General features: G+C 64.2%; 15 protein-coding genes. 7 read left to right on the top strand and 8 right to left on the bottom strand.

The annotated features are described in order from the left end of the window. Positions 1-127: 127 nt before the first annotated feature. Positions 128-589, bottom strand: a complete 462-nt coding sequence (locus DQW77_RS06625) for a peroxiredoxin (RefSeq protein ID WP_113257417.1) — start codon at positions 587-589, stop codon at positions 128-130. Between the two features lie 129 nt (positions 590-718). On the opposite strand from DQW77_RS06625, the gene DQW77_RS06630 reads away from it, so the two are divergent. From DQW77_RS06630 to uvrA, 7 genes are all read left to right on the top strand, one after another. Continuing rightward, positions 719-4,129: a DUF3971 domain-containing protein gene (locus tag DQW77_RS06630; protein WP_258523728.1), complete on the top strand. Its 3,411-nt coding sequence runs from the start codon at positions 719-721 to the stop codon at positions 4,127-4,129. Between the two features lie 14 nt (positions 4,130-4,143). Further along, on the top strand, positions 4,144-5,208 hold the full coding sequence (gene queA, locus DQW77_RS06635; protein ID WP_113257419.1) for a tRNA preQ1(34) S-adenosylmethionine ribosyltransferase-isomerase QueA: 1,065 nt from the start codon (positions 4,144-4,146) through the stop codon (positions 5,206-5,208). 103 nt (positions 5,209-5,311) lie between these two features. Continuing rightward, entirely contained in the window at positions 5,312-6,577 is a 1,266-nt protein-coding gene (locus DQW77_RS06640) for an MFS transporter (protein WP_113257420.1), read from the top strand. A gap of 91 nt (positions 6,578-6,668) precedes the next feature. Beyond that, positions 6,669-7,253, top strand: a complete 585-nt coding sequence (locus tag DQW77_RS06645; protein ID WP_113257421.1) for a DUF924 family protein — start codon at positions 6,669-6,671, stop codon at positions 7,251-7,253. A gap of 148 nt (positions 7,254-7,401) precedes the next feature. After that, on the top strand, positions 7,402-8,796 hold the full coding sequence (gene lpdA / locus DQW77_RS06650) for a dihydrolipoyl dehydrogenase (protein ID WP_113257422.1): 1,395 nt from the start codon (positions 7,402-7,404) through the stop codon (positions 8,794-8,796). Between the two features lie 137 nt (positions 8,797-8,933). Next, positions 8,934-9,503 carry a class I SAM-dependent methyltransferase gene (locus DQW77_RS06655; protein WP_258523740.1) on the top strand — a complete coding sequence of 190 codons (570 nt, stop codon included), beginning with the start codon at positions 8,934-8,936 and terminating at the stop codon, positions 9,501-9,503. 107 nt (positions 9,504-9,610) lie between these two features. Next, positions 9,611-12,469 (top strand): excinuclease ABC subunit UvrA, encoded by a 2,859-nt coding sequence (uvrA, locus tag DQW77_RS06660; RefSeq protein ID WP_113257424.1) that lies wholly within the window; start codon positions 9,611-9,613, stop codon positions 12,467-12,469. A 103-nt stretch (positions 12,470-12,572) separates the two neighbouring features. Here uvrA and DQW77_RS06665 read toward each other — a convergent pair whose 3' ends face one another. From DQW77_RS06665 to DQW77_RS06695, 7 genes are all read right to left on the bottom strand, one after another. Further along, entirely contained in the window at positions 12,573-12,776 is a 204-nt protein-coding gene (locus tag DQW77_RS06665; protein WP_113257425.1) for a DUF2892 domain-containing protein, read from the bottom strand. Between the two features lie 69 nt (positions 12,777-12,845). Next, on the bottom strand, positions 12,846-13,505 hold the full coding sequence (locus tag DQW77_RS06670; protein ID WP_113257426.1) for a Crp/Fnr family transcriptional regulator: 660 nt from the start codon (positions 13,503-13,505) through the stop codon (positions 12,846-12,848). Next, positions 13,502-14,377, bottom strand: coding sequence for a 3-hydroxyisobutyrate dehydrogenase (gene mmsB / locus DQW77_RS06675; protein WP_113257427.1), 876 nt, complete (start codon positions 14,375-14,377; stop codon positions 13,502-13,504). Before mmsB ends, DQW77_RS06670 begins: the two co-directional genes overlap by 4 nt. Then, a complete protein-coding gene (locus DQW77_RS06680; RefSeq protein ID WP_113257428.1) occupies positions 14,374-15,423 on the bottom strand; it encodes an enoyl-CoA hydratase/isomerase family protein in 1,050 nt (349 codons plus the stop codon). The genes mmsB and DQW77_RS06680 overlap by 4 nt, the downstream gene beginning before the upstream one ends. After that, positions 15,420-16,562, bottom strand: a complete 1,143-nt coding sequence (locus DQW77_RS06685) for an acyl-CoA dehydrogenase family protein (protein ID WP_113257429.1) — start codon at positions 16,560-16,562, stop codon at positions 15,420-15,422. The genes DQW77_RS06680 and DQW77_RS06685 overlap by 4 nt, the downstream gene beginning before the upstream one ends. A gap of 85 nt (positions 16,563-16,647) precedes the next feature. After that, positions 16,648-17,781 (bottom strand): carboxylate-amine ligase, encoded by a 1,134-nt coding sequence (locus tag DQW77_RS06690; protein WP_113257529.1) that lies wholly within the window; start codon positions 17,779-17,781, stop codon positions 16,648-16,650. A 217-nt stretch (positions 17,782-17,998) separates the two neighbouring features. Continuing rightward, positions 17,999-19,498, bottom strand: a complete 1,500-nt coding sequence (locus DQW77_RS06695) for a CoA-acylating methylmalonate-semialdehyde dehydrogenase (RefSeq protein ID WP_113257430.1) — start codon at positions 19,496-19,498, stop codon at positions 17,999-18,001. Positions 19,499-19,584: the final 86 nt, after the last annotated feature.

The raw sequence follows: 19,584 nt of genomic DNA on the forward strand, positions 1-19,584 counted from the left end.
GATTGATTAACCGCTGATCCGCGTTTGGGCAAGATTTTTGGCAGGCCGGGGCGGCACCGGGACACAAGCTGCGCAAGACCGGCAAGAAATTGCCGAACTTCAGCGCCTTCGGTCCGGGCCTGCGGGCCTACAGCTGCCGGGCGGCTTCCAGCACTTCCTCGGCATGGCCGGGGACCTTGACCTTGCGCCAGACGCGGGCGATCCGCCCGTCACCGCCGATCAGGAACGTGGATCGTTCGATGCCGAAGAAGGTCTTGCCGTACATGCTTTTTTCCTTCCACACGCCATAATCCTCGCACACCGTGCCCTCGGCATCCGACAGAAGCGGCACCGAAATCCCGTGCTTGTCGCGGAATTTCTCATGCTTGGACACAGTATCTTTGGAAATGCCCAGAACGGTGACACCGGCATCGGCGAAATCCCGAGCAAGCGCCGTGAAGGCGAGCGCCTCCTTGGTGCAGCCCGAGGTATCGTCGCGCGGGTAGAAGAAAAGCACCGCCGGCGCGGGGCTCAGACTGCTGAGGCTGACTTGCTCGCCACCGTCGCGGGGCAGGGTGAAGTCGGGGGCGGTTTCGGCGGTTTCCGGCATGTGTGTTCTCCTGCTTGCAATTCGCATTTCCAACAGTGCGCTTTCATATTAGGACGCGGAAGGCGAGAATAAAGCCGGCGAAGACCGCAGGCCCCTGGCCTGCCGTCATGGTGTGGCCGGATGGAGCGGATGGAAAACCAAGATCAAAGCGCCCTGCGGGACCATCACCGCCGGCGCCGCCGAAGACGGGCGGGCCTGGTGTCGCTGTTCAGCCTGGCGCTTGTCGCCGGGGCGGGCGCGGTCCTGGCATGGTCCTACCTGGGGACGCCGCTTTCGGCGCCGGACTGGATGCGCGACCGGATCGAGGCGCGGCTCGATGCCGCGGTGCCCGATCTGCAGGTGGATCTGGACGAGGTGACCCTGGTGGTCGAACGCGGATGGCGGCCGCGCGTGAGGGTGCGCGACGTGACGTTGGCCACCGATGGCGGCGCTCCTTTGGCAACGCTTTCCGAACTGGGTGGCAGTGTCGCGCTGCGGCCGCTCCTGCGGGGCGAGCTGCGCCCCGGCACGATCCGGGTTTCCGGGGTTCGTCTGGTCGTGCGCCGCGGCAGTGGCGGCTCGGTGGACGTCTCTACGGAAACGCGGGCCGGTGACGGGGCCGCAGCCGGGGCGCCGCCGGATGGAACGGAAAGGACGATGGATCTTCTGGCCTTGGCCGGGCGGATCGATGCGGCCTTGCAGCGTCCCGATTTCGCCTCTCTTGACAGGGTGGAACTGGGCAATCTGACGGTGCGCTACGAGGATCGGCGCACCGGGCAGGCCTGGACGCTGGACGGCGGCCGCATGGAACTGGAGCGCAACGACGGTGAATTGCAGTTGCGCGGCGATTTCGCCCTTCTGGGCGCCCGCGCCTATGTGACGACCCTGGAGATGAATTATGCCAGTCGGATCGGCGAGGCCGGGGCCCGCTTCGGTTTCAGCTTCGAGGACATGCCGGCGGGCGACATTGCAGGACAATCCCCTTCGCTGGCATGGCTGGGCGCCCTGGAGGCGCCGATCTCGGGATCGCTCAGGGCGTCGGTGGATGCGGCGGGCGCGCTTGGCCCACTCAACGCGACACTTCAGATCGGGGCCGGGGTGGTGCAACCCACGGAGGCCACCAAGCCGGTGCCCTTCACGTCCGCACGCAGCTATTTCACTTATGATCCGGTGGCCGAGAGCATGCGGTTCGACGAATTGTCGGTCGAAAGCAGATGGGGAGATCTGCGCGCCGAGGGCACGGCCTTTCTGCTGGGCGTGGAAGAGGGCGATGGCTGGCCGAGCGAATTGCTGGCGCAGATCAAGGTCACCGAGATAAGCGCCAATCCGGCGGATCTCTACCCGGCACCGGTGACGATGGACGAAGCCAGCCTCGACATGCGGCTCAGGCTGGATCCCTTTACCCTGGACGTCGGGCAGGTGGCCCTTTCGGATCAGGGGCAGCTTCTGGTGATGGAGGGCGCATTCGAGGCCCGCGAGGAGGGCTGGAATGTGGCGCTGGACGGGCGAATGGACGCAATCTCGCCCGATCGCCTGCTGGACCTGTGGCCCGTGAGCGTGAAGGCCAAGACGCGCGAATGGATAAACGAAAACGTCCGGCAGGCGAAGTTGAGCAATCTTCAGGTGGCGGTGCGATCGGCGCCCAAGCACCGGCCCGACCTGTTCCTCGGGTTCGATTTCGAGGGGCTGGAAACACGCTTCATGAAGACAATGCCGCCGATCCGAGAGGCGGCCGGGCATGCCTCGCTCTACGATCAGCGGTTCGTGATTCATGCCGAACGTGGGCATGTGGTCGCCGCGCAGGGTGGACGGGTGGATATTTCCGGCACCAGTTTCGAGGTGCCGGACGTGCGTGTGAAGCGCGGCCCGGCGCAGGTTCTCTTGCGCACCGAAAGCACGATAACCGCGCTTCTGTCGCTTCTGGATGAGGATCCGTTCAACTTTCTGTCAAAGGCGGGGCAGCCGGTGACGCTTGCCGACGGACGGGCCGAGATGTCCGGGCAGCTTGATTTCCTGCTCAAGCAGAACCTGCAACCCGAGGAGGTGGCGTTTGACGTGTCGGGCATGCTCGGGTCGGTGCGCAGCGAAGTCCTGGTACCGGGGCGTGTGCTCGCCGCGGCGCAGCTTGAGGTGACGGCCGACAACCGGCTGCTTACCGTGGGTGGACAGGGCCGGATCGACCAGGTGCCGGTGAGCGGCGTGTGGGAAAATCCGCTGGGCCGGCCGGGCGAGCCGGCAACCGGCAGCAGCCTCACGGGGCAGATCGAATTGTCGGAACGGTTTGCCGATGCCTTCCGCCTGGGCCTGCCACCCGGGAGCATCTCCGGGCAGGGCCGTGGACGGTTCGAGATCGACCTTGAGCGGGACAGCCCGGCGGCATTCCGCTTCGGGTCCGACCTGGCCGGAGTGGGGCTGAAGCTGGATCGGCTGGGCTGGGAAATGACCCCGGAGCAGACCGGCGCGCTGGAGGTGAGCGGACGATTGGGTGAGCCCCCCGAAATTGATCGCCTCAGTCTGAACGCGCCGGGCATGGTGGCGCTTGGCAGCGTATCGCTTACACCGGCTGGGCAACTGGACAGGGCGCTGTTTTCGCAGGTCGAGGTTGGCGGATGGCTGAAGGCGCCGGTGGAGCTGGTTGGTCGTGGCCCGGGCCGTCCGCCGGCCGTGAAGGTCACGGGCGGCGAAGTGGACATGCGCCGGACCACGCTGGCGGGCAATCCCGATGCCCCCCCGCCGGAGTTGGCGGAGGCGGAGGCTGGCGCGCCGGTCACGCTTGAGCTGGACCGGCTACAGATTTCAGACGGAATCGCGCTGACCGGGTTCTCGGCCGATCTCGACGCGGTCGGCGGGCTGGAAGGCACCTTCACCGGCCGTGTCAATGACGGCGCGGCGATCAACGGTCGGGTGGTGCCCCGTGACGGGCGTAGCGCCTTTCGTATCGGATCCGAAGACGCGGGCGGCGTTCTGGGCTCGGCCGGGCTGTTGAGACAGGCGCGCGACGGAACGATGGACCTCGTGCTGGTGCCTGGCAAGGAGCCGGGCAGCTATGAAGGGCAACTTCTGGCCCGCAACCTCAGGCTCAAGGATGCCCCGGCGCTGGCAGCCCTTCTCAACGCGTTGAGCGTGGTCGGCATTCTTGAGCAGCTGGAAGGCGATGGCATTCATTTCGGGCAGGTCGATGCGCGCTTCCGCCTGACGCCCGAGCGCGTCACATTGCAGAGCGGCAGCGCGGTGGGCGCTTCCATGGGCATTTCCATGGATGGCTATTATTCAATGGAAAGCGGGCTGATGGACATGCAGGGCGTGGTTTCCCCGCTATACATGTTCAATGCGATCGGCGGGCTTTTCACGCGCCGGGGCGAAGGGCTTGTGGGGTTCAACTACGTGCTGCGGGGCACGGCGGAGGAACCGCGCGTGCAAGTCAATCCATTGTCCATTCTGACGCCGGGAATGTTCCGCGAGATTTTCCGCCGGCCGCCGCCCGGGGTGAGCCGCAACAGCACCCGCGGTGACGCCCCGCCGGAGCGCGACCCGCAGATCGAGGACCGTCAGGGGCGATAAAACGGGGCAGGAAAGTGAAACTGAGCGATTTCGATTTCGATCTTCCCGAGCGGCTGATCGCCACACGGCCCGTCCGCCCGCGCAGCGCCGCGCGGCTGCTGGTGGCCGAGGGCGACATGATCACCGATGCAACCGTGGTCGACCTCGGGAGCTGGCTGCGACCCGGAGATCGGCTGATTCTCAATGACACCAAGGTGATACCGGCGCGCTTGTCCGGAGAGCGCCACCGAACGGGCGCCGCGGGCAAGAGCGTGGCGCGTATGGAGGTGACCCTCCTGGAACCCGGTCCCGACGGCGATTGGCGGGCGATGGTCAAGCCGCTGAGGAAACTCCATGAGGGCGAGACGGTGACTTTCGGTGCGGGGCTGGAAGCGACATGCGTGGCGAAAGACCACGGTCAGGCGATCTTGCGCTTCAATCTCGAGGGGAACGATTTCGACGCCGCCCTGAACGCTGCCGGTGCGATGCCGCTGCCGCCCTATATCGCCGCGCGGCGAGCGGCGGACGCGGCCGATCAAGAGGATTATCAGACCGTCTGGGCACGCCGCGCGGGGGCCGTCGCGGCGCCCACGGCCTCGCTCCATTTCGATGAGGCGCTGTTGGCCGACCTGGCCGCGCAGGGGATCGCGTTTACCCATGTCACCCTGCATGTCGGGGCCGGAACCTTCCTTCCGGTGCAGGTTGAGGATGTCACGACCCACCGGATGCATGCCGAATGGGGCGAGGTGAGCGCGACCGCCGCCGCGGAAATCTCCGCGACCAGGGCCGCGGGGGGACGGATCATCCCGGTCGGCACGACCGCGCTGCGCCTGATCGAGACCGCCGCGCGCGCGGCCGCGCGCGCAAACGACGGCGTGACCGCATGGACCGGCGAGACGGACATATTCATCTATCCCGGTTTCGATTTCCGTGTGACGGACGCGCTGATCACCAATTTCCACCTGCCGCGTTCGACCCTGATGATGCTGGTTTCGGCCCTGATGGGGCAGGGCCGGGTCCGGCGCATCTATGACCACGCGATCGCGCGGGAATACCGTTTTTTCTCTTACGGGGACGCATCCTTGTTGATCCCGCCGTAAAACACCGTATCGGGACCAATTGCGACGCGAAGTGAGTCGCGTCATGCCAAGCAGGCGATATCGGGCTTGCTAGGCTGGGGACCGAAACACCGGGAGAAACGCAATGATCAAGGTGCTCGGGAGCGCATGGGCCCTGCTGCTTGGCATGATGCTTCTGCAGGTCGGGAACGGCATGCAGGGCACGCTGCTGGGCATCCGCGGCGAGATCGAGGGATTTTCCACCTTCGAGATGTCGCTGGTGATGTCGGGTTATTTCGTGGGATTCCTGTTCGGGTCGCGCATGGCACCCGAGATGATACGCCGCGTCGGGCATGTGCGGGTCTTCGCGGCGCTGGCCTCGATGATCTCGGCGGTGATGATCCTCTACCCGGTTCTTACCGATCCCTTCGCGTGGGGGGCAGGGCGCATCCTCGTGGGGTTCTGTTTTTCCGGGGTCTACGTGACCGCCGAAAGCTGGCTCAACAACGCCGCCGACAATCAGAACCGCGGCAAGGCGCTGTCGCTTTACATGATCGTTCAGATGGCCGGCATCGTCAGCGCACAGGCGCTGATTCTCGTGGCCGACCCGGGCGGCTTCATCCTGTTCATCGTGCCCTCGGTCCTGATTTCGCTGGCCTTTGCGCCGATCCTTCTCTCGATCAGTCCAACACCTGCCTTCGGCACGGCCAAACCGCTGAGCTTAAGGAAGATTCTCAGGATTTCGCCACTCGGCTGCGTGGGCATGTTCCTGCTGGGCGGGGTTTTCTCGGCGCAGTTCGGCATGGCGCCGGTCTTTGGCGCCGAGGCGGGGCTGAGTGTCGCGCAGATTTCGGCCTTCGTGGCCACATTCTTTGTCGGGTCGCTGGTATTGCAATATCCCATCGGCTGGCTGTCGGACCGGATGGACCGCCGGCGGCTTATCCTCGGGGCGACCGTGATCTGTGGCCTCGGTGCGCTGCTGGGTTTGCTCTTTTCAGGGATGTTCGCGATGCTGCTGGTCGCGGGGGTGATCATCGGCGGGATGTCCAATCCGCTCTATTCGCTGCTCATCGCGCACACCAATGACTTTCTGGATCATGACGACATGGCCGCGGCCGCTGGCGGCATGGTGTTCATCAACGGGGTCGGCGCGGTTGCCGGGCCGGTCATCACCGGGTGGATCATGGGCCTCATCGGGCCGCGGGGATTCTTCCTTTACATCGTGCTGCTGATGGTCGCGCTGGCGGGATATGCCTTGTGGCGCATGACCCGTCGCCCCGCGCCGGCGGTCGAGGAGACCGAAAGCTACACCACGGTCATGCCGTCCGCATCGCCAATGGCCGTGACCTTCGCACAGGAATTCGATATCGAGGCGGCGCAGGACGACGATGATACCGCTAGCGTGACGTAATATGACTCAATTGTTGCAAGACGTTACTGTTAATCTTGCATTTTTCGGCGTTAACGTTTCTGAATGAAGGGGCGAAGCAGGGAGTGAACCGATGGTGACGCCGGACGAGGTGCTTGGTTTCTGGCTCGACGAGGTGGGCGAGAAGGGCTGGTATGAACAGTCTGACGCGCTGGACCGCGAAGTGCGCGACAGGTTCGAGGAGGCCTGGAACGCGGCGCGCGAGGGCACGTACGGCCTGTGGCTGACATATCCCAACGGCACGCTGGCCTACATCATCCTGATGGATCAGTTCCCGCGCAACATGTTTCGCGGCAGTGCGCGGGCCTTCTCTACAGATCGGCATGCGCTTGCCGCCGCGAAAGCGGCGATCCATCGCAAATGGGATCTGCGCACCGACGAGCCGGCGCGGCAGTTCTATTACCTGCCGCTGATGCACTCAGAGAACCTCTGTGATCAGGAGCGTTGCGTGCGCCTGCTGTGCGAACGGATGCCCGAAACCGGAGCGGACAATCTTCTTCATGCCCGCGCCCACCGGGAGGTGATCCGGCAGTTCGGCCGCTTTCCCTATCGTAACAGCGCGCTCTCCCGGGGGACGACCGGACCCGAGCGCGCCTTCATCGAGGCAGGCGGATACGGTGCCACGCTGCGCGATCTGCAACAAGCTGACGCCGCCTGAACCGACCCGCCACAACCGATTAACTTGGCAGGCGCCCTGCGCAGCCGGTCATGCCGCGCTGCGGCATTTCGATGCGACTCCACCCCTCGCGTTGTCACGGGCGGCAGGATAGTTTAATACCAAACTAAATCTGGAATCGGAGGGGCGCATGGCACCCAAATCTTTCGACATGATCGTGATCGGGGCCGGCCCCGGCGGATACGTTGCCGCGATCCGCGGCGCGCAACTGGGCCTCGACGTGGCCATCGTGGAGCGTGAACACATGGGCGGGATCTGCCTGAACTGGGGTTGCATCCCTACAAAGGCGATGCTGCGCTCGGCCGAGGTTTTCCATCTGATGCACCGGGCCGGGGAGTTCGGGCTGAAAGCGGACGGGCTGGACTACGATCTTGACGCGGTGGTGAAACGGTCCCGCGACGTGGCCAAGCAGCTCAATTCCGGGGTCGGGCATCTTCTCAAGAAGAACAAGGTGACCGCGATCATGGGCGAGGCCACGGTGCCCGCCAAGGGGCGTGTCAGCGTCAGGACCGACAAGGGCACCGAGGATCTGGAGGCACCCAACATAGTGCTGGCCACAGGTGCACGGGCACGCGAATTGCCCGGTCTGGAGGCGGATGGTGACCTGGTCTGGACTTACAAGCACGCGCTCAAACCGCCGCGGATGCCGAAAAAGCTGCTGGTCATCGGGTCGGGCGCGATCGGCATCGAATTTGCCAGCTTCTACAACACGCTGGGCGCCGAGACGACGGTGGTCGAGGTGATGGACCGCATTCTGCCGGTCGAGGATGCGGAGATTTCCGCGATGGCGAAGAAATCGTTCCAGAAGCAGAAGATGACGATCATGGAAAAGGCCATGGTCAAGGAGCTGGAGCGCGGAAAGGGCAAGGTGACCGCCCATATCGAAACCGCCGGCAAGGTGGAGAAGCACGAGTTTGACGCGGTGATTTCCGCCGTCGGCATTGTCGGAAATACCGAGGGGCTGGGCCTTGAAGAGCTGGGCGTCAAGGTCGAAAAGAGCCATGTGGTCACGGACCCGCATTGCCGCACCGGCGTGGAGGGCGTTTATGCCATCGGGGATCTCGCCGGCGCGCCCTGGCTGGCGCACAAGGCCAGCCACGAGGGCGTGATGGTGGCAGAACGGATCGCCGGCGGCGACCCGCACCCGGTGAGCCCCGACAGCATCGCCGGCTGCACCTATTGCCATCCGCAGGTCGCGAGCGTCGGCATGACCGAGGCACAGGCCAAGGAACACGGCCTGAAGATACGGGTGGGGCGGTTCCCGTTCATCGGCAACGGCAAGGCGCTGGCCATGGGTGAAGCCGAAGGGATGGTCAAGACGATCTTCGACGAGGGGACCGGAGAGCTTCTGGGAGCTCACATGATCGGTGCCGAGGTCACGGAACTGATCCAGGGCTACGTGGTGGGCCGTCAGCTTGAGACCACGGAAGAAGACCTGATGCATGCGGTATTCCCGCACCCCACGCTGAGCGAGATGATGCACGAAAGCGTGCTGGATGCCTATGGCCGCGTGATCCATATCTGATCCCCGGCGCCTGCTGGCGCACGGATCGCCGCGGTGGGCACACCTTCACATTGCGCCGTGAAACCGGGGTGCGTGCTTTCCTTGCGCCGCCGCGCGGCGCGGTGCACAGTGGTGCGCGGGCAATGCAAGGGGTTGGAGTGGCAAGTCTTAACCGTATCGTGATGCAGCGCAGCACGCGGAAATGGCTGGCCGAGCTGGATCTTGCGGCAATGGACGCGGCGGAAATCTCGGGCAAGTTCGGGCGGCGTTTCGAATTCCGCAGCTACGAGCGATTCCGCTACCCCAAACACGATATCTGCAAGGGGCCGGTGATCGCACCGGACGGCACGGTCCGAAAGTTCGATATCGTGCTTGCCAATCAGGTCTGGGAGCATCTGGACCGGCCCTTCACGGCGACCTGCAACGTGACCGAGATGCTGCGCCCCGGCGGGTATTTCTGGTTGGCCGTACCGTTTTTCATTCCGTTTCACGGGGCACCCGTGGACTGTTCGCGCTGGTCGGCGAGAGGGTTGCGAAATCTTCTGGAGGAGGCCGGTTTCGCGCCCGAGGCGATCCGCGCCGAACAATGGGGCAACCGCCGTGCGGCAATGCGCAACCTGGAGGCGGAATGGCCGCCGGTCCATGATCCCGAACGCGACGACCTGACCAATGATCCCGATTTTCCCATATGCGCCTGGGCGCTTGCGCGCGTTCCTCCGGACAGCTAGCGCGGAACAGGCCGGCGCGCGGCGCATGTTCACTCATTGTTCGCAATTTCGGCTTGGAAGACTCCGTGCCTTCGACTATCTCTTGATCATGCAAGGCGGGGGTCAGCATGGGTGAGCTCAAACATATCGAGGTTCGCGGCGCACGGGAGCATAATCTGTCGTCAATCGACGTCGACATTCCGCGTGACGCTCTGGTGGTGATCACCGGGCTGTCGGGATCCGGCAAATCGAGCTTGGCGTTCGATACCATTTATGCCGAGGGGCAGCGCCGGTATGTCGAAAGCCTGAGCGCCTATGCGCGTCAGTTCCTCGACATGATGGAAAAGCCGGATGTGGACCATATCAGCGGCCTGAGTCCCGCGATCTCGATCGAGCAGAAGACCACCTCGAAGAATCCGCGCTCGACCGTGGGCACCGTGACCGAAATCTACGATTACCTGCGGCTTCTCTTCGCGCGCGCCGGCACGCCGTATTCACCGGCCACGGGCCTGCCCATCGAGGCTCAGCAGGTGCAGGACATGGTGGACCGGGTGATGGCGATGGAAGAGGGGCTGCGCGCCTATCTGCTGGCCCCGATCGTACGTGACCGCAAGGGAGAATACCGCAAGGAATTCCTGGAGTTGCGCAAGCAGGGATTCCAGCGGGTGAAGGTTGACGGTGCGTTTCACGATCTGGACGACCCGCCCGTTCTGGACAAGAAGTACCGGCACGACATCGACGTCGTGGTGGATCGCATCGTGGTCAAGGACGGGCTGGAAACGCGGCTCGCCGACAGTTTCCGCACCGCCCTGGATCTTGCGGACGGGATCGCGGTCCTGGAAACCGCCCCCCGCGAGGGTGAGCCGGAGCGGCACACCTTCTCGGAGAATTTCGCCTGCCCGGTGTCCGGCTTCACCATATCCGAGATCGAGCCGCGCCTGTTCTCGTTCAATGCGCCGTTCGGGGCCTGCCCGGATTGCGGGGGCCTTGGGGCCGAACTGTTCTTCGACGAGCGCCTGGTGGTGCCCGACAGCAACCTTCAGGTCTATGACGGGGCGCTGGCGCCGTGGCGCAAGGGCAAGTCGCCGTATTTCCGCCAGACCATCGAGGCGATCGCACGCCATTACGGTTTCGACATGAAGGCGCGTTGGAAGGATCTGCCGGCGCATGTGCAGCAGGTTTTCCTTTACGGGTCCGGCGAGGATGAAATTTCCTTCCGCTATGACGAGGGCGGGCGCGTCTATCAGGTGACGCGCAGTTTCGAAGGCGTGATCCCCAACATGGAACGCCGCTACCGGGAAACCGACAGCGCCTGGATCCGCGAGGAGTTCGAACGCTACCAGAACAGCCGGCCCTGCGGGGCCTGCGGCGGCTACCGCCTGCGCGAGGAGGCGTTGGCGGTGAAGATCGCCGGGCGCCATATCGGGCAGGTGGTGGAATTGTCGATCCGCGAGGCGCATGAATGGTGCGCGCAGGTGCCCGAAACGCTGAGCGCACAGAAGAACGAGATCGCGCGGGCCATCCTCAAGGAAATCCGTGAGAGGCTGGGATTCCTCAACAACGTCGGGCTGGAATACCTGACGCTGTCACGCAACGCCGGCACCCTGAGCGGCGGGGAAAGTCAGCGCATCCGCCTGGCCAGCCAGATCGGTTCGGGGCTGACCGGGGTTCTTTACGTTCTCGACGAACCGTCGATCGGGCTTCATCAGCGCGACAACGGCCGGCTTCTGGAAACACTCAAGAACCTGCGCGATCAGGGCAACACGGTAATCGTGGTGGAGCATGACGAGGAAGCGATCCGCGCCGCGGACCATGTCTTTGACATCGGGCCCGGCGCCGGGGTGCATGGCGGCCGGGTGGTCAGCCATGGCCCGCCCGAGCATATCGCCGCCGATCCCGCCTCCATCACGGGGCAATACCTGTCGGGCACGCGGGAGATCGCGGTTCCCGCGGCCCGGCGCGCGGGCAACGGCAAGGCTGTCACGGTGGTGGGGGCCAACGGCAACAACCTGCATGACGTGACGGCGGAGTTTCCGCTGGGCCGCTTCGTGTGCGTGACCGGCGTGTCCGGCGGCGGCAAGTCCACATTGACGATCGAGACCCTTTTCAAGACGGCCTCCATGCGTCTCAACGGCGCGCGCCAGACCCCGGCGCCCTGCGAAACGATCAAGGGGCTGGAACATCTGGACAAGGTGATCGACATCGACCAGCGCCCGATCGGGCGCACGCCGCGGTCCAACCCGGCCACTTACACGGGGGCGTTCACCCCGATCCGTGACTGGTTCGCGGGGCTGCCCGAAGCCAAGGCGCGCGGCTACAAGCCGGGGCGGTTTTCCTTCAACGTCAAGGGCGGGCGCTGCGAGGCGTGCCACGGGGACGGGCTGATCAAGATCGAGATGCATTTCCTGCCCGACGTCTATGTCACCTGCGAGACCTGCCAAGGGGCGCGTTACAATCGCGAAACATTAGAAATAAAGTGGAAAGGCAAGAGCATAGCAGATGTTCTTGACATGACGGTTGAAGATGCACAGGCGTTCTTCAAGGCCGTGCCGAGCATCCGCGAAAAGATGGATGCGCTGGCGCGTGTCGGGCTGGGGTACATCAAGGTCGGTCAGCAGGCGACAACGCTGTCGGGCGGTGAGGCGCAGCGCGTGAAACTGAGCCGCGAACTGGCCAAGCGATCAACGGGGCGGACGCTTTATATCCTCGACGAACCGACGACGGGGCTGCATTTCGAGGACGTGAAAAAGTTGCTCGAGGTGCTGCATGAACTTGTGGAGTCGGGCAACACGGTGGTTGTGATCGAGCATAATCTGGACGTCGTGAAGACCGCGGACTGGATCATCGACATCGGGCCGGAAGGCGGCGACGGGGGCGGCGAGATCGTCGCCACCGGCACGCCTGAGGATGTGGCAGCCATCGACCGAAGCCACACCGGGCGATACCTCAAGGACATGTTGTCAGGGCGTCGCGTGGCGGCGGAGTGATGTGCCGCCCGCGCCGCAACCCGTCCTCATGTTTCACCCCGACCGGACGTCGTGCCATCCTGCGCCATCCACGGATCAGGCCAAGATGACAGCGTCGCAAGGGCTACTTCTTGTCCAGCGGGCAGGTCGAGATGCCCAGAATCGAATAGAGCGGGCAGGACGACATCAAGCCGGTCACGAGTGGAACGATGCCGATGAGGTATAGCCAGCTGTAGGCGCCGTCGCGGTTCAGGAAGAAAGCCGCGATGAGAGCAAGGCCCAGAACGACGCGGGCAATGCGATCAAGTTTTCCGACATTGGTGGTCATGGATGATTTCCTTGTGTTGACTGTCTGGCCACTGCCTACACCCTCGGCGGGCGCACGTCTGTGACCGCGTCACGTTTGCGTCCGGAGAATGGATTCGAGCGCGGGACGGTCCAGAAGGGTCACGGTGCCGCGCCCCGTGGCCACCCAACCCTTTCGCGCCCACGTTTCCAGCCGCCGCGAGACGACCTCGCGGGCGGTCCCGACCTGTGTGGCCAGCGCGGCCTGCGTGATCCTGAGGGTGTCTTGCGTTCCGGCCTCGGCCAGCAAGCGTTCCGCGAGGCGGCTTTCAACCCGCATGAAGGAAACCTTTTCAAGAAGTTGCATCATGCTCTGAAAGCGGGTTGCGAAAGCGTGGAAGACAAGTTTGCGAAACTCGGGCGAGGTTTCTATGAGGTTCAGGAACATCTCCCGCGGGAGCATGACAACCCGGCTGGGCATGGCGGTCACGGCCTCTGCGGTGTAGTCATCCGCGCCCAGCAGACCCATGGTGCTCTGGATGCAGGATTGCCCGGGCGCCACCGAGTAAAGCAGGATGTCCCGACCGGTGGCGCCGGTCAGGTGAACGTCGATACGGCCTTCCAGCACGATCACGTAGCCCTGCACCGAATCGCCCGGCCGGAACAGGGTCGTGCCGGCGCCCATGTCCGCGGGGTGCAGGCCGGCAAGGCGGGACCGGGTGCCGGGTTCGAGCGTGTCCAGCTCGGGCGCGGACCCCAGCCATCCGGTCATTCGCCTCGTCCGCGCCCGACGAAACGCGGCAGCATGGCCGAAAAGTCCTTGCCCTCGCCGTCTTCGTTCTCGACGAACTGCGCGTAGAGCTTCATCGCGGCCGCGCCGAGCGGCGTGTCGGCATCCGCGCCTTCCGCCGCCTGCATGGCCAGCCGCAGATCCTTGAGCATCAGATCCGCCGCGAATCCGGGCGTGTAATCGTTGTCCGAGGGGCTTTTCGGGCCGATGCCGGGGGCCGGGCAATAGGTGTTCATCGACCAGCTTTGCCCCGAGGACGTGGACACCACGTCGAACATCGCCTGACGGTCCAGACCCAGCTTGTCAGCCAGCGCGAACGCCTCGCAGGTGACGATCATCGTGGCACCGAGGATCATGTTGTTGCAGATCTTCGCCGCCTGCCCATTGCCCGCAGGCCCGCAATGCACCGCCTTGGCGCCCATGACCTCGAAGAGCGGCCCCGCCTTGGCAAAGCCGGCCTCGTCCCCGCCGACCATGAAGGTCAGGGTGCCGCCCTGCGCGCCGCCGACGCCGCCGGAGACCGGCGCGTCCAGCGCCGACAACCCGGCCGCCTGTGCTTTCTCGGCTACCGCGCGGGCACTGTCCACGTCCACGGTCGAGCAGTCCAGATGCACCGCGCCGGGTTCCATTGCGGGGATTATCTCGTCGGCCACGGTGCGCAGGATGTTGCCGTTGGGCAGCATGGTGATCACGACCTCCGCTCCCTCGGCCGCCCCTGCGGCGGTTTCGGCCATGCGCACCCCGGGCACCGTGACAGCGGCCGTGTCATGGCCCGTGACGTCGTGGCCCGCCGCGGCAAGGTTGGCGGCCATCGGCCCGCCCATGTTGCCAAGTCCGATAAATCCGATCTTCATTGCGTCTCCTCCTCGAAATTGAGTTCATCCGCACCGAGCGGGGCCAACATCGCCTCCACTGCGGAGTCCGGCAGCGTGTCCAGTCGGTGCTGCCATTGCGGATTGCGGTCCTTGTCGATCACCGCGGCGCGTATTCCCTCGAGGAAATCGCCCATTTCCATGGCGCGGTGCGTGTAGCGGTATTCCTGCGTCAACGCCGCCCGTATATCGGCACCGGTGTTGCTGCGCAGGGCGCGGATCATCCGTAGCGCGCAGGCCATCGAGAGGGGCGAATTCCGCCCCAGGGCTGCGCGGGCCTCGGCGGCGGCGTCATCTTCGAGCTTGTCCAACGCCTGCGCAATACCTTCGAGGCCGCTCCGGGCGAACGCGTCATGCACCGCCCGCGGCAAATTTGCGAGCTTGCCGTCCGGCGGTGTTGTGGCGGCTTCGGGCAGAACTTTAACTTCGCCAGTAATGCAAATTATTTCAGATAGTTCGGCCCATTTATTGAAGTCGATATGCATATCCGCGAATCCTGCGAGGATGGCATCGGCCGGGCCCATGCGCGCGCCTGTCAGGCCAAGATATTCACCCATCCGCTGCGGTGCGCCGGCCAGTATCAGCGACCCGCCGACATCCGGAACCAGTCCGATTCCGCACTCCGGCATCGCGATGCGGCTGCTGTCGCAGACAACACGGTGCGACCCGTGACAGCCGATGCCGACACCACCGCCCATCGTGAAGCCCTGCATGAGGCTGACCACCGGTTTGGGGTATTCCGACAGCTTTGCATTGAGCCGGTATTCGTCGCGCCAGAACCGGCGGCCGTAAGCATAATCCCCGGCGCGTCCGGTTTCATAAAGCTGCTGGATGTCGCCACCGGCGCAAAATGCCTTTTCACCTTCCGCGTCGATGAGCACAACTGCCACGGCATCATCCGCGCGCCAGTCGTCGATTGCCGCCTCGATCGCAAGGCACATGTCCCAGGACATCGCGTTGAGTGCCTTAGCGCGAGTGAAGGTAATGCGCCCGGCACGGCCCTCGGTTCGGATGTGAATATCGCTCATGCCTCCTCCAGAAGTTGCCTTGCGACGATCAAGCGCATGATTTCATTGGTTCCTTCCAGGATTTCATGCACTCGCAGATCACGTACCAGCTTTTCGATGCCGTAGTCGGCAAGGTAGCCGTACCCGCCGTGCAATTGCAGGCACTGATTCACGGTTTCCGACCCCTTTTCGGTAACGAGCTTTTTCGCCATCGCGCAGAACTTGGTGGCGTCCGGCGCCCCGGCATCGAGTTTCCAGGCCGCCTGGCGCAGGAAGGTGCGCGCCGCCTGAAGCCCGATTTCCATGTCCGCAAGACGGAACTGGAGAGCCTGGAACTGATCTATGGGTTTGCCGAACGCCTTGCGCTCGGCCATGTAGGCGCGCGTGAGGTCAAGCGCGTGTTGTGCGGCGCCAAGCGAGCAGGCGGAAATGTTCAACCGCCCGCCATCGAGGCCATTCATCGCATATGTGAAACCTTCGCCCTCGCTACCCACCAGATTTCCCTCGGGAATGTCGCAATCGTCAAACTGCACTTGGCGGGTTGGCTGGCTTCTCCATCCCATCTTGTCCTCCAGGCCGCCGAAGGACAGGCCCTTGGTGCCATCCTCGACATAGACCGTGGAGATGCCGCGCGGGCCGGCCTCGCCGGTGCGTACCATCACGACATACGCGTCCGAGTAGCCCCCCCCCGAGATGAATGCCTTGGTTCCGTTCAGACGGTATCCGGCATTGGTCCGCTCGGCCCGGGTCTTCAATGCCACGGCATCGGAGCCCGACCCCGGTTCGGTCAGGCAATAGGACAGGAACGTCTTCATCGAGATCACGTCCGGCATCACCCGCGCCTTGAGGTCATCCGATCCGAAGGTGTCGATCATCCTGGCGCACATGTTGTGGATCGACAGGAATGAAGCGACCGAGGGGCAGGCCATGCTCAGCGCCTCGAATACCAGCGTCGCGTCAAGCCGTGACAGTCCCGAACCGCCGCCTTCCTCGCTCACGTAGAGGCCGCCGAAGCCCAGCTCCCCCACCTGCGGCCACAGCTCCTTGGGGATGGTGCCGTCCTGCTCCCACTGGCGGGCGTGGGGCGCGATGTTTTCCTGCCCGAAGGCATGGGCCATGTCGAATATGGCCACCTGTTCTTCCGTGAGTGCGAAGTCCATAGAGTTCTCCAGAGACGCTGAATTGAACGTCTGTTTAATTACCAGTTGTTGCAGCCGCGTTGCAAGCGCGCGCCCGGGCCTTCCCTCACAGGTCGGCGTGATACTCCTCGATCAGATGGCGCACGACCTGTTGCAGGGCATGCCCTGTATCGTAGCCCGCTTCCATCGCCTCGACATACACGCGGCGTTGCCGTCCGGCGCTGCCCCCGGTGGCGGCCATGGTGCGGGCGGCTTCCACTTCGGCCACGCATTCGAAAAACAGCGCGTCTTCCTGTGTCAGTTCGATCAATTCCTCGATCAGGTCACTCATCGGAACGATCTCGCCGCGGCCGAAATCGATCAGCCCCTCGCGCCCGCCATAGCGCTGCGCGCGCCAGCGGTTTTCGGAGATCAGGAAGGTGTCGTAGATGCGCCAGCGCTGATTGCGCACCGCGAGCCTGCCGAGCATGCGCGCTATGCACTGGATCAGCGCCGCGAGCGTCAGCGCGTGTTCGAGGCGCGGCTGCACGTCGCAAATGCGCGCCTCCAGCGTCGGGAACTTCGATGAGGGGCGCAGATCCCACCAGACCTTGGAGGCATCTTCGATCACGCCGAGATCCACGAGGGCCTGGACCGTGCGTTCGAATTCGGCGAAGCTTTCCATGCGGGGCGGCAGGCCGGTGCGCGGCAGGTTGTCGAATACGGTAAGGCGGTAGCTGTCCAGCCCGGTATCCTGTCCTTGCCAGAACGGCGAGGAACAGCTCAGCGCCAGCAGATGCGGCAGGAAGTACCGGAGCTGGTTCATCATGTCGATGCGCCGGTCGGGCCGGTCGATGCCGACATGCACATGCATGCCACAGATCAGCATCCGCCGCACCACACCCGCGAGGTCCTGACGCAGCGCGTTGTAGCGTTCCTTGTCGGTGTGGTGCTGCTCGCGCCAGTCGGCAAAGGGATGGCAGGACGCCGCGATCGGGGCGAGATTGAATTTCGCGGCCTGCCGGCTGACACAGGATCGCAGCCGGCGCAGGTCTTCGCGGGCCTCGGCAATGTTGCCGCACACCTTGGTCCCGATCTCGATCTGGCAGTTGAGGAATTCCGGCGCCACCTGATCCTGGAGTTCTTCGGCACAGGCCCGCATCAGCCCGTCCGGCGCCTCGGCAAGGGCAAGACTGTCGCGGTCCACCAGAAGGTATTCCTCCTCGATGCCGACGGTGAAATCCGTCTCGCTCTGTTCCATGGGGTCCTCCCGGCTGCCTGTCCAGAAAAGCGCGGAACGGGACGCCTGCCAAGAGGAAATCGCCCCGGTGGCACGCATCGTCCCGATCCCGCGCGCCATGCCATGACGCGGGTCTCCGGGCGTCATTCCGGGGTGATTTCTCCGGGTTACGGCCTGTGGTCGGGATGTTGCCACGGCGAAGCGTCCCGCCCGCGCAGGGCAGGCGGGGCCGGCCCGGTCAGTCCATCGGCCGGAAGTTGAATTCGCCTCCATCCTTGATACCGCTGGGCCAGCGCGAGGTGACCGTCTTGGTGCGGGTGTAGAACTTGAACGCGTCCGGCCCGTGCTGGTTGAGGTCGCCGAACATGGATTTCTTCCAGCCGCCAAAGGTATGATAGGCCAGCGGCACCGGGATCGGCACGTTGACGCCCACCATGCCGATGTTGATACGGTTGGCGAAGTCGCGCGCCGCATCCCCGTCGCGGGTAAAGATCGCTGTGCCATTGCCGTATTCATGATCCATCGCGAGGCCGAGCGCCTCCTCGTAGGATCCGGCGCGCACGGTGCACAGGACAGGGCCGAAGATTTCCTGCTTGTAGATGTCCATGTCCGGCGTGACGCGATCGAACAAGTGCGGCCCCACGAAGAAGCCGTCCTCGTAGCCCTGCAGGGTGAAATCCCGGCCGTCGACCGCCAGTTCCGCGCCCTGCGCGACACCCGAATCGACCAGCCCCAGGACCCGTTTCTTCGCCTCGCCGGTCACCAGCGGGCCGTAATCGACGTCGTCGCCGGCAGTCCAGGGTCCGACCTTGAGCTTCTCGACGCGCGGCGTCAGTTTCTCGATCAGGCGGTCCGCGGTCTCCTCGCCCACCGGGACGGCCACGGAAATCGCCATGCAGCGCTCTCCCGCGGCGCCATAACCGGCACCGACCAGCGCATCGGCAGCCTGATCCATGTCGGCGTCGGGCATCACGATCATGTGGTTCTTGGCCCCGCCGAAGCACTGCACGCGCTTGCCGTTGGAACATCCCCTGCCATAGATGTACTCCGCGATCGGCGTGGACCCGACAAAGCCGATGGACTGGATCACGTCATGGTCGATGATGGCGTCCACCGCTTCCTTGTCGCCGTTGACGACCTGGAGAAGACCCTTGGGCAGGCCGGCCTCTTCCATCAGTTCCGCCAGCATCAGTGGCACTGACGGGTCGCGCTCGGACGGCTTGAGGATGAACGCGTTGCCGCAGGCAAGCGCGGGCGCGAACATCCACATCGGGATCATCGCGGGGAAATTGAAGGGGGTGATCCCTGCCGTCACGCCAAGGGCCTGCTTCATCGAGTACATGTCGATACCGGGGCCGGCGCTGTCGGTGTACTCTCCCTTGAGGAGCTGTGGCGCACCGATGCAGTATTCGACAACTTCCAGGCCGCGCTGCACGTCGCCCTTTGCGTCGGGGAATGTCTTGCCATGCTCGGCACTGAGCGCCTCGGCCAGCTTGTCCATGTCGCGGTTCAGCAGGCGGACGAATTCCATCATCACGCGGGCGCGTCGTTGCGGATTCGTGGCGGCCCATGCCGGCTGCGCCTTGGCAGCGATGGTGACGGCGCGATCCATTTCCTCGGTCGAGGCCAGCGGGCATTTTGCCTGCACCTCGCCTGTGGCGGGGTTGAACACATCCGAGAAACGGCCCGATGTGCCGCTGACGTGTTCGCCCCCGATGTAATGCGTGAGTTCTTTCATGGGAATCCTCCTTGCGATCACGCTGAGGATACTATTGCAAAAATCATCGGAAAAGAGGCATTATTCCAAAAGAGATTTTGCAAAAA

The sequence above is a fragment of the Roseovarius sp. TE539 genome (genome assembly GCF_003298505.1).
Classification (GTDB): Bacteria; Pseudomonadota; Alphaproteobacteria; order Rhodobacterales; family Rhodobacteraceae; genus Roseovarius.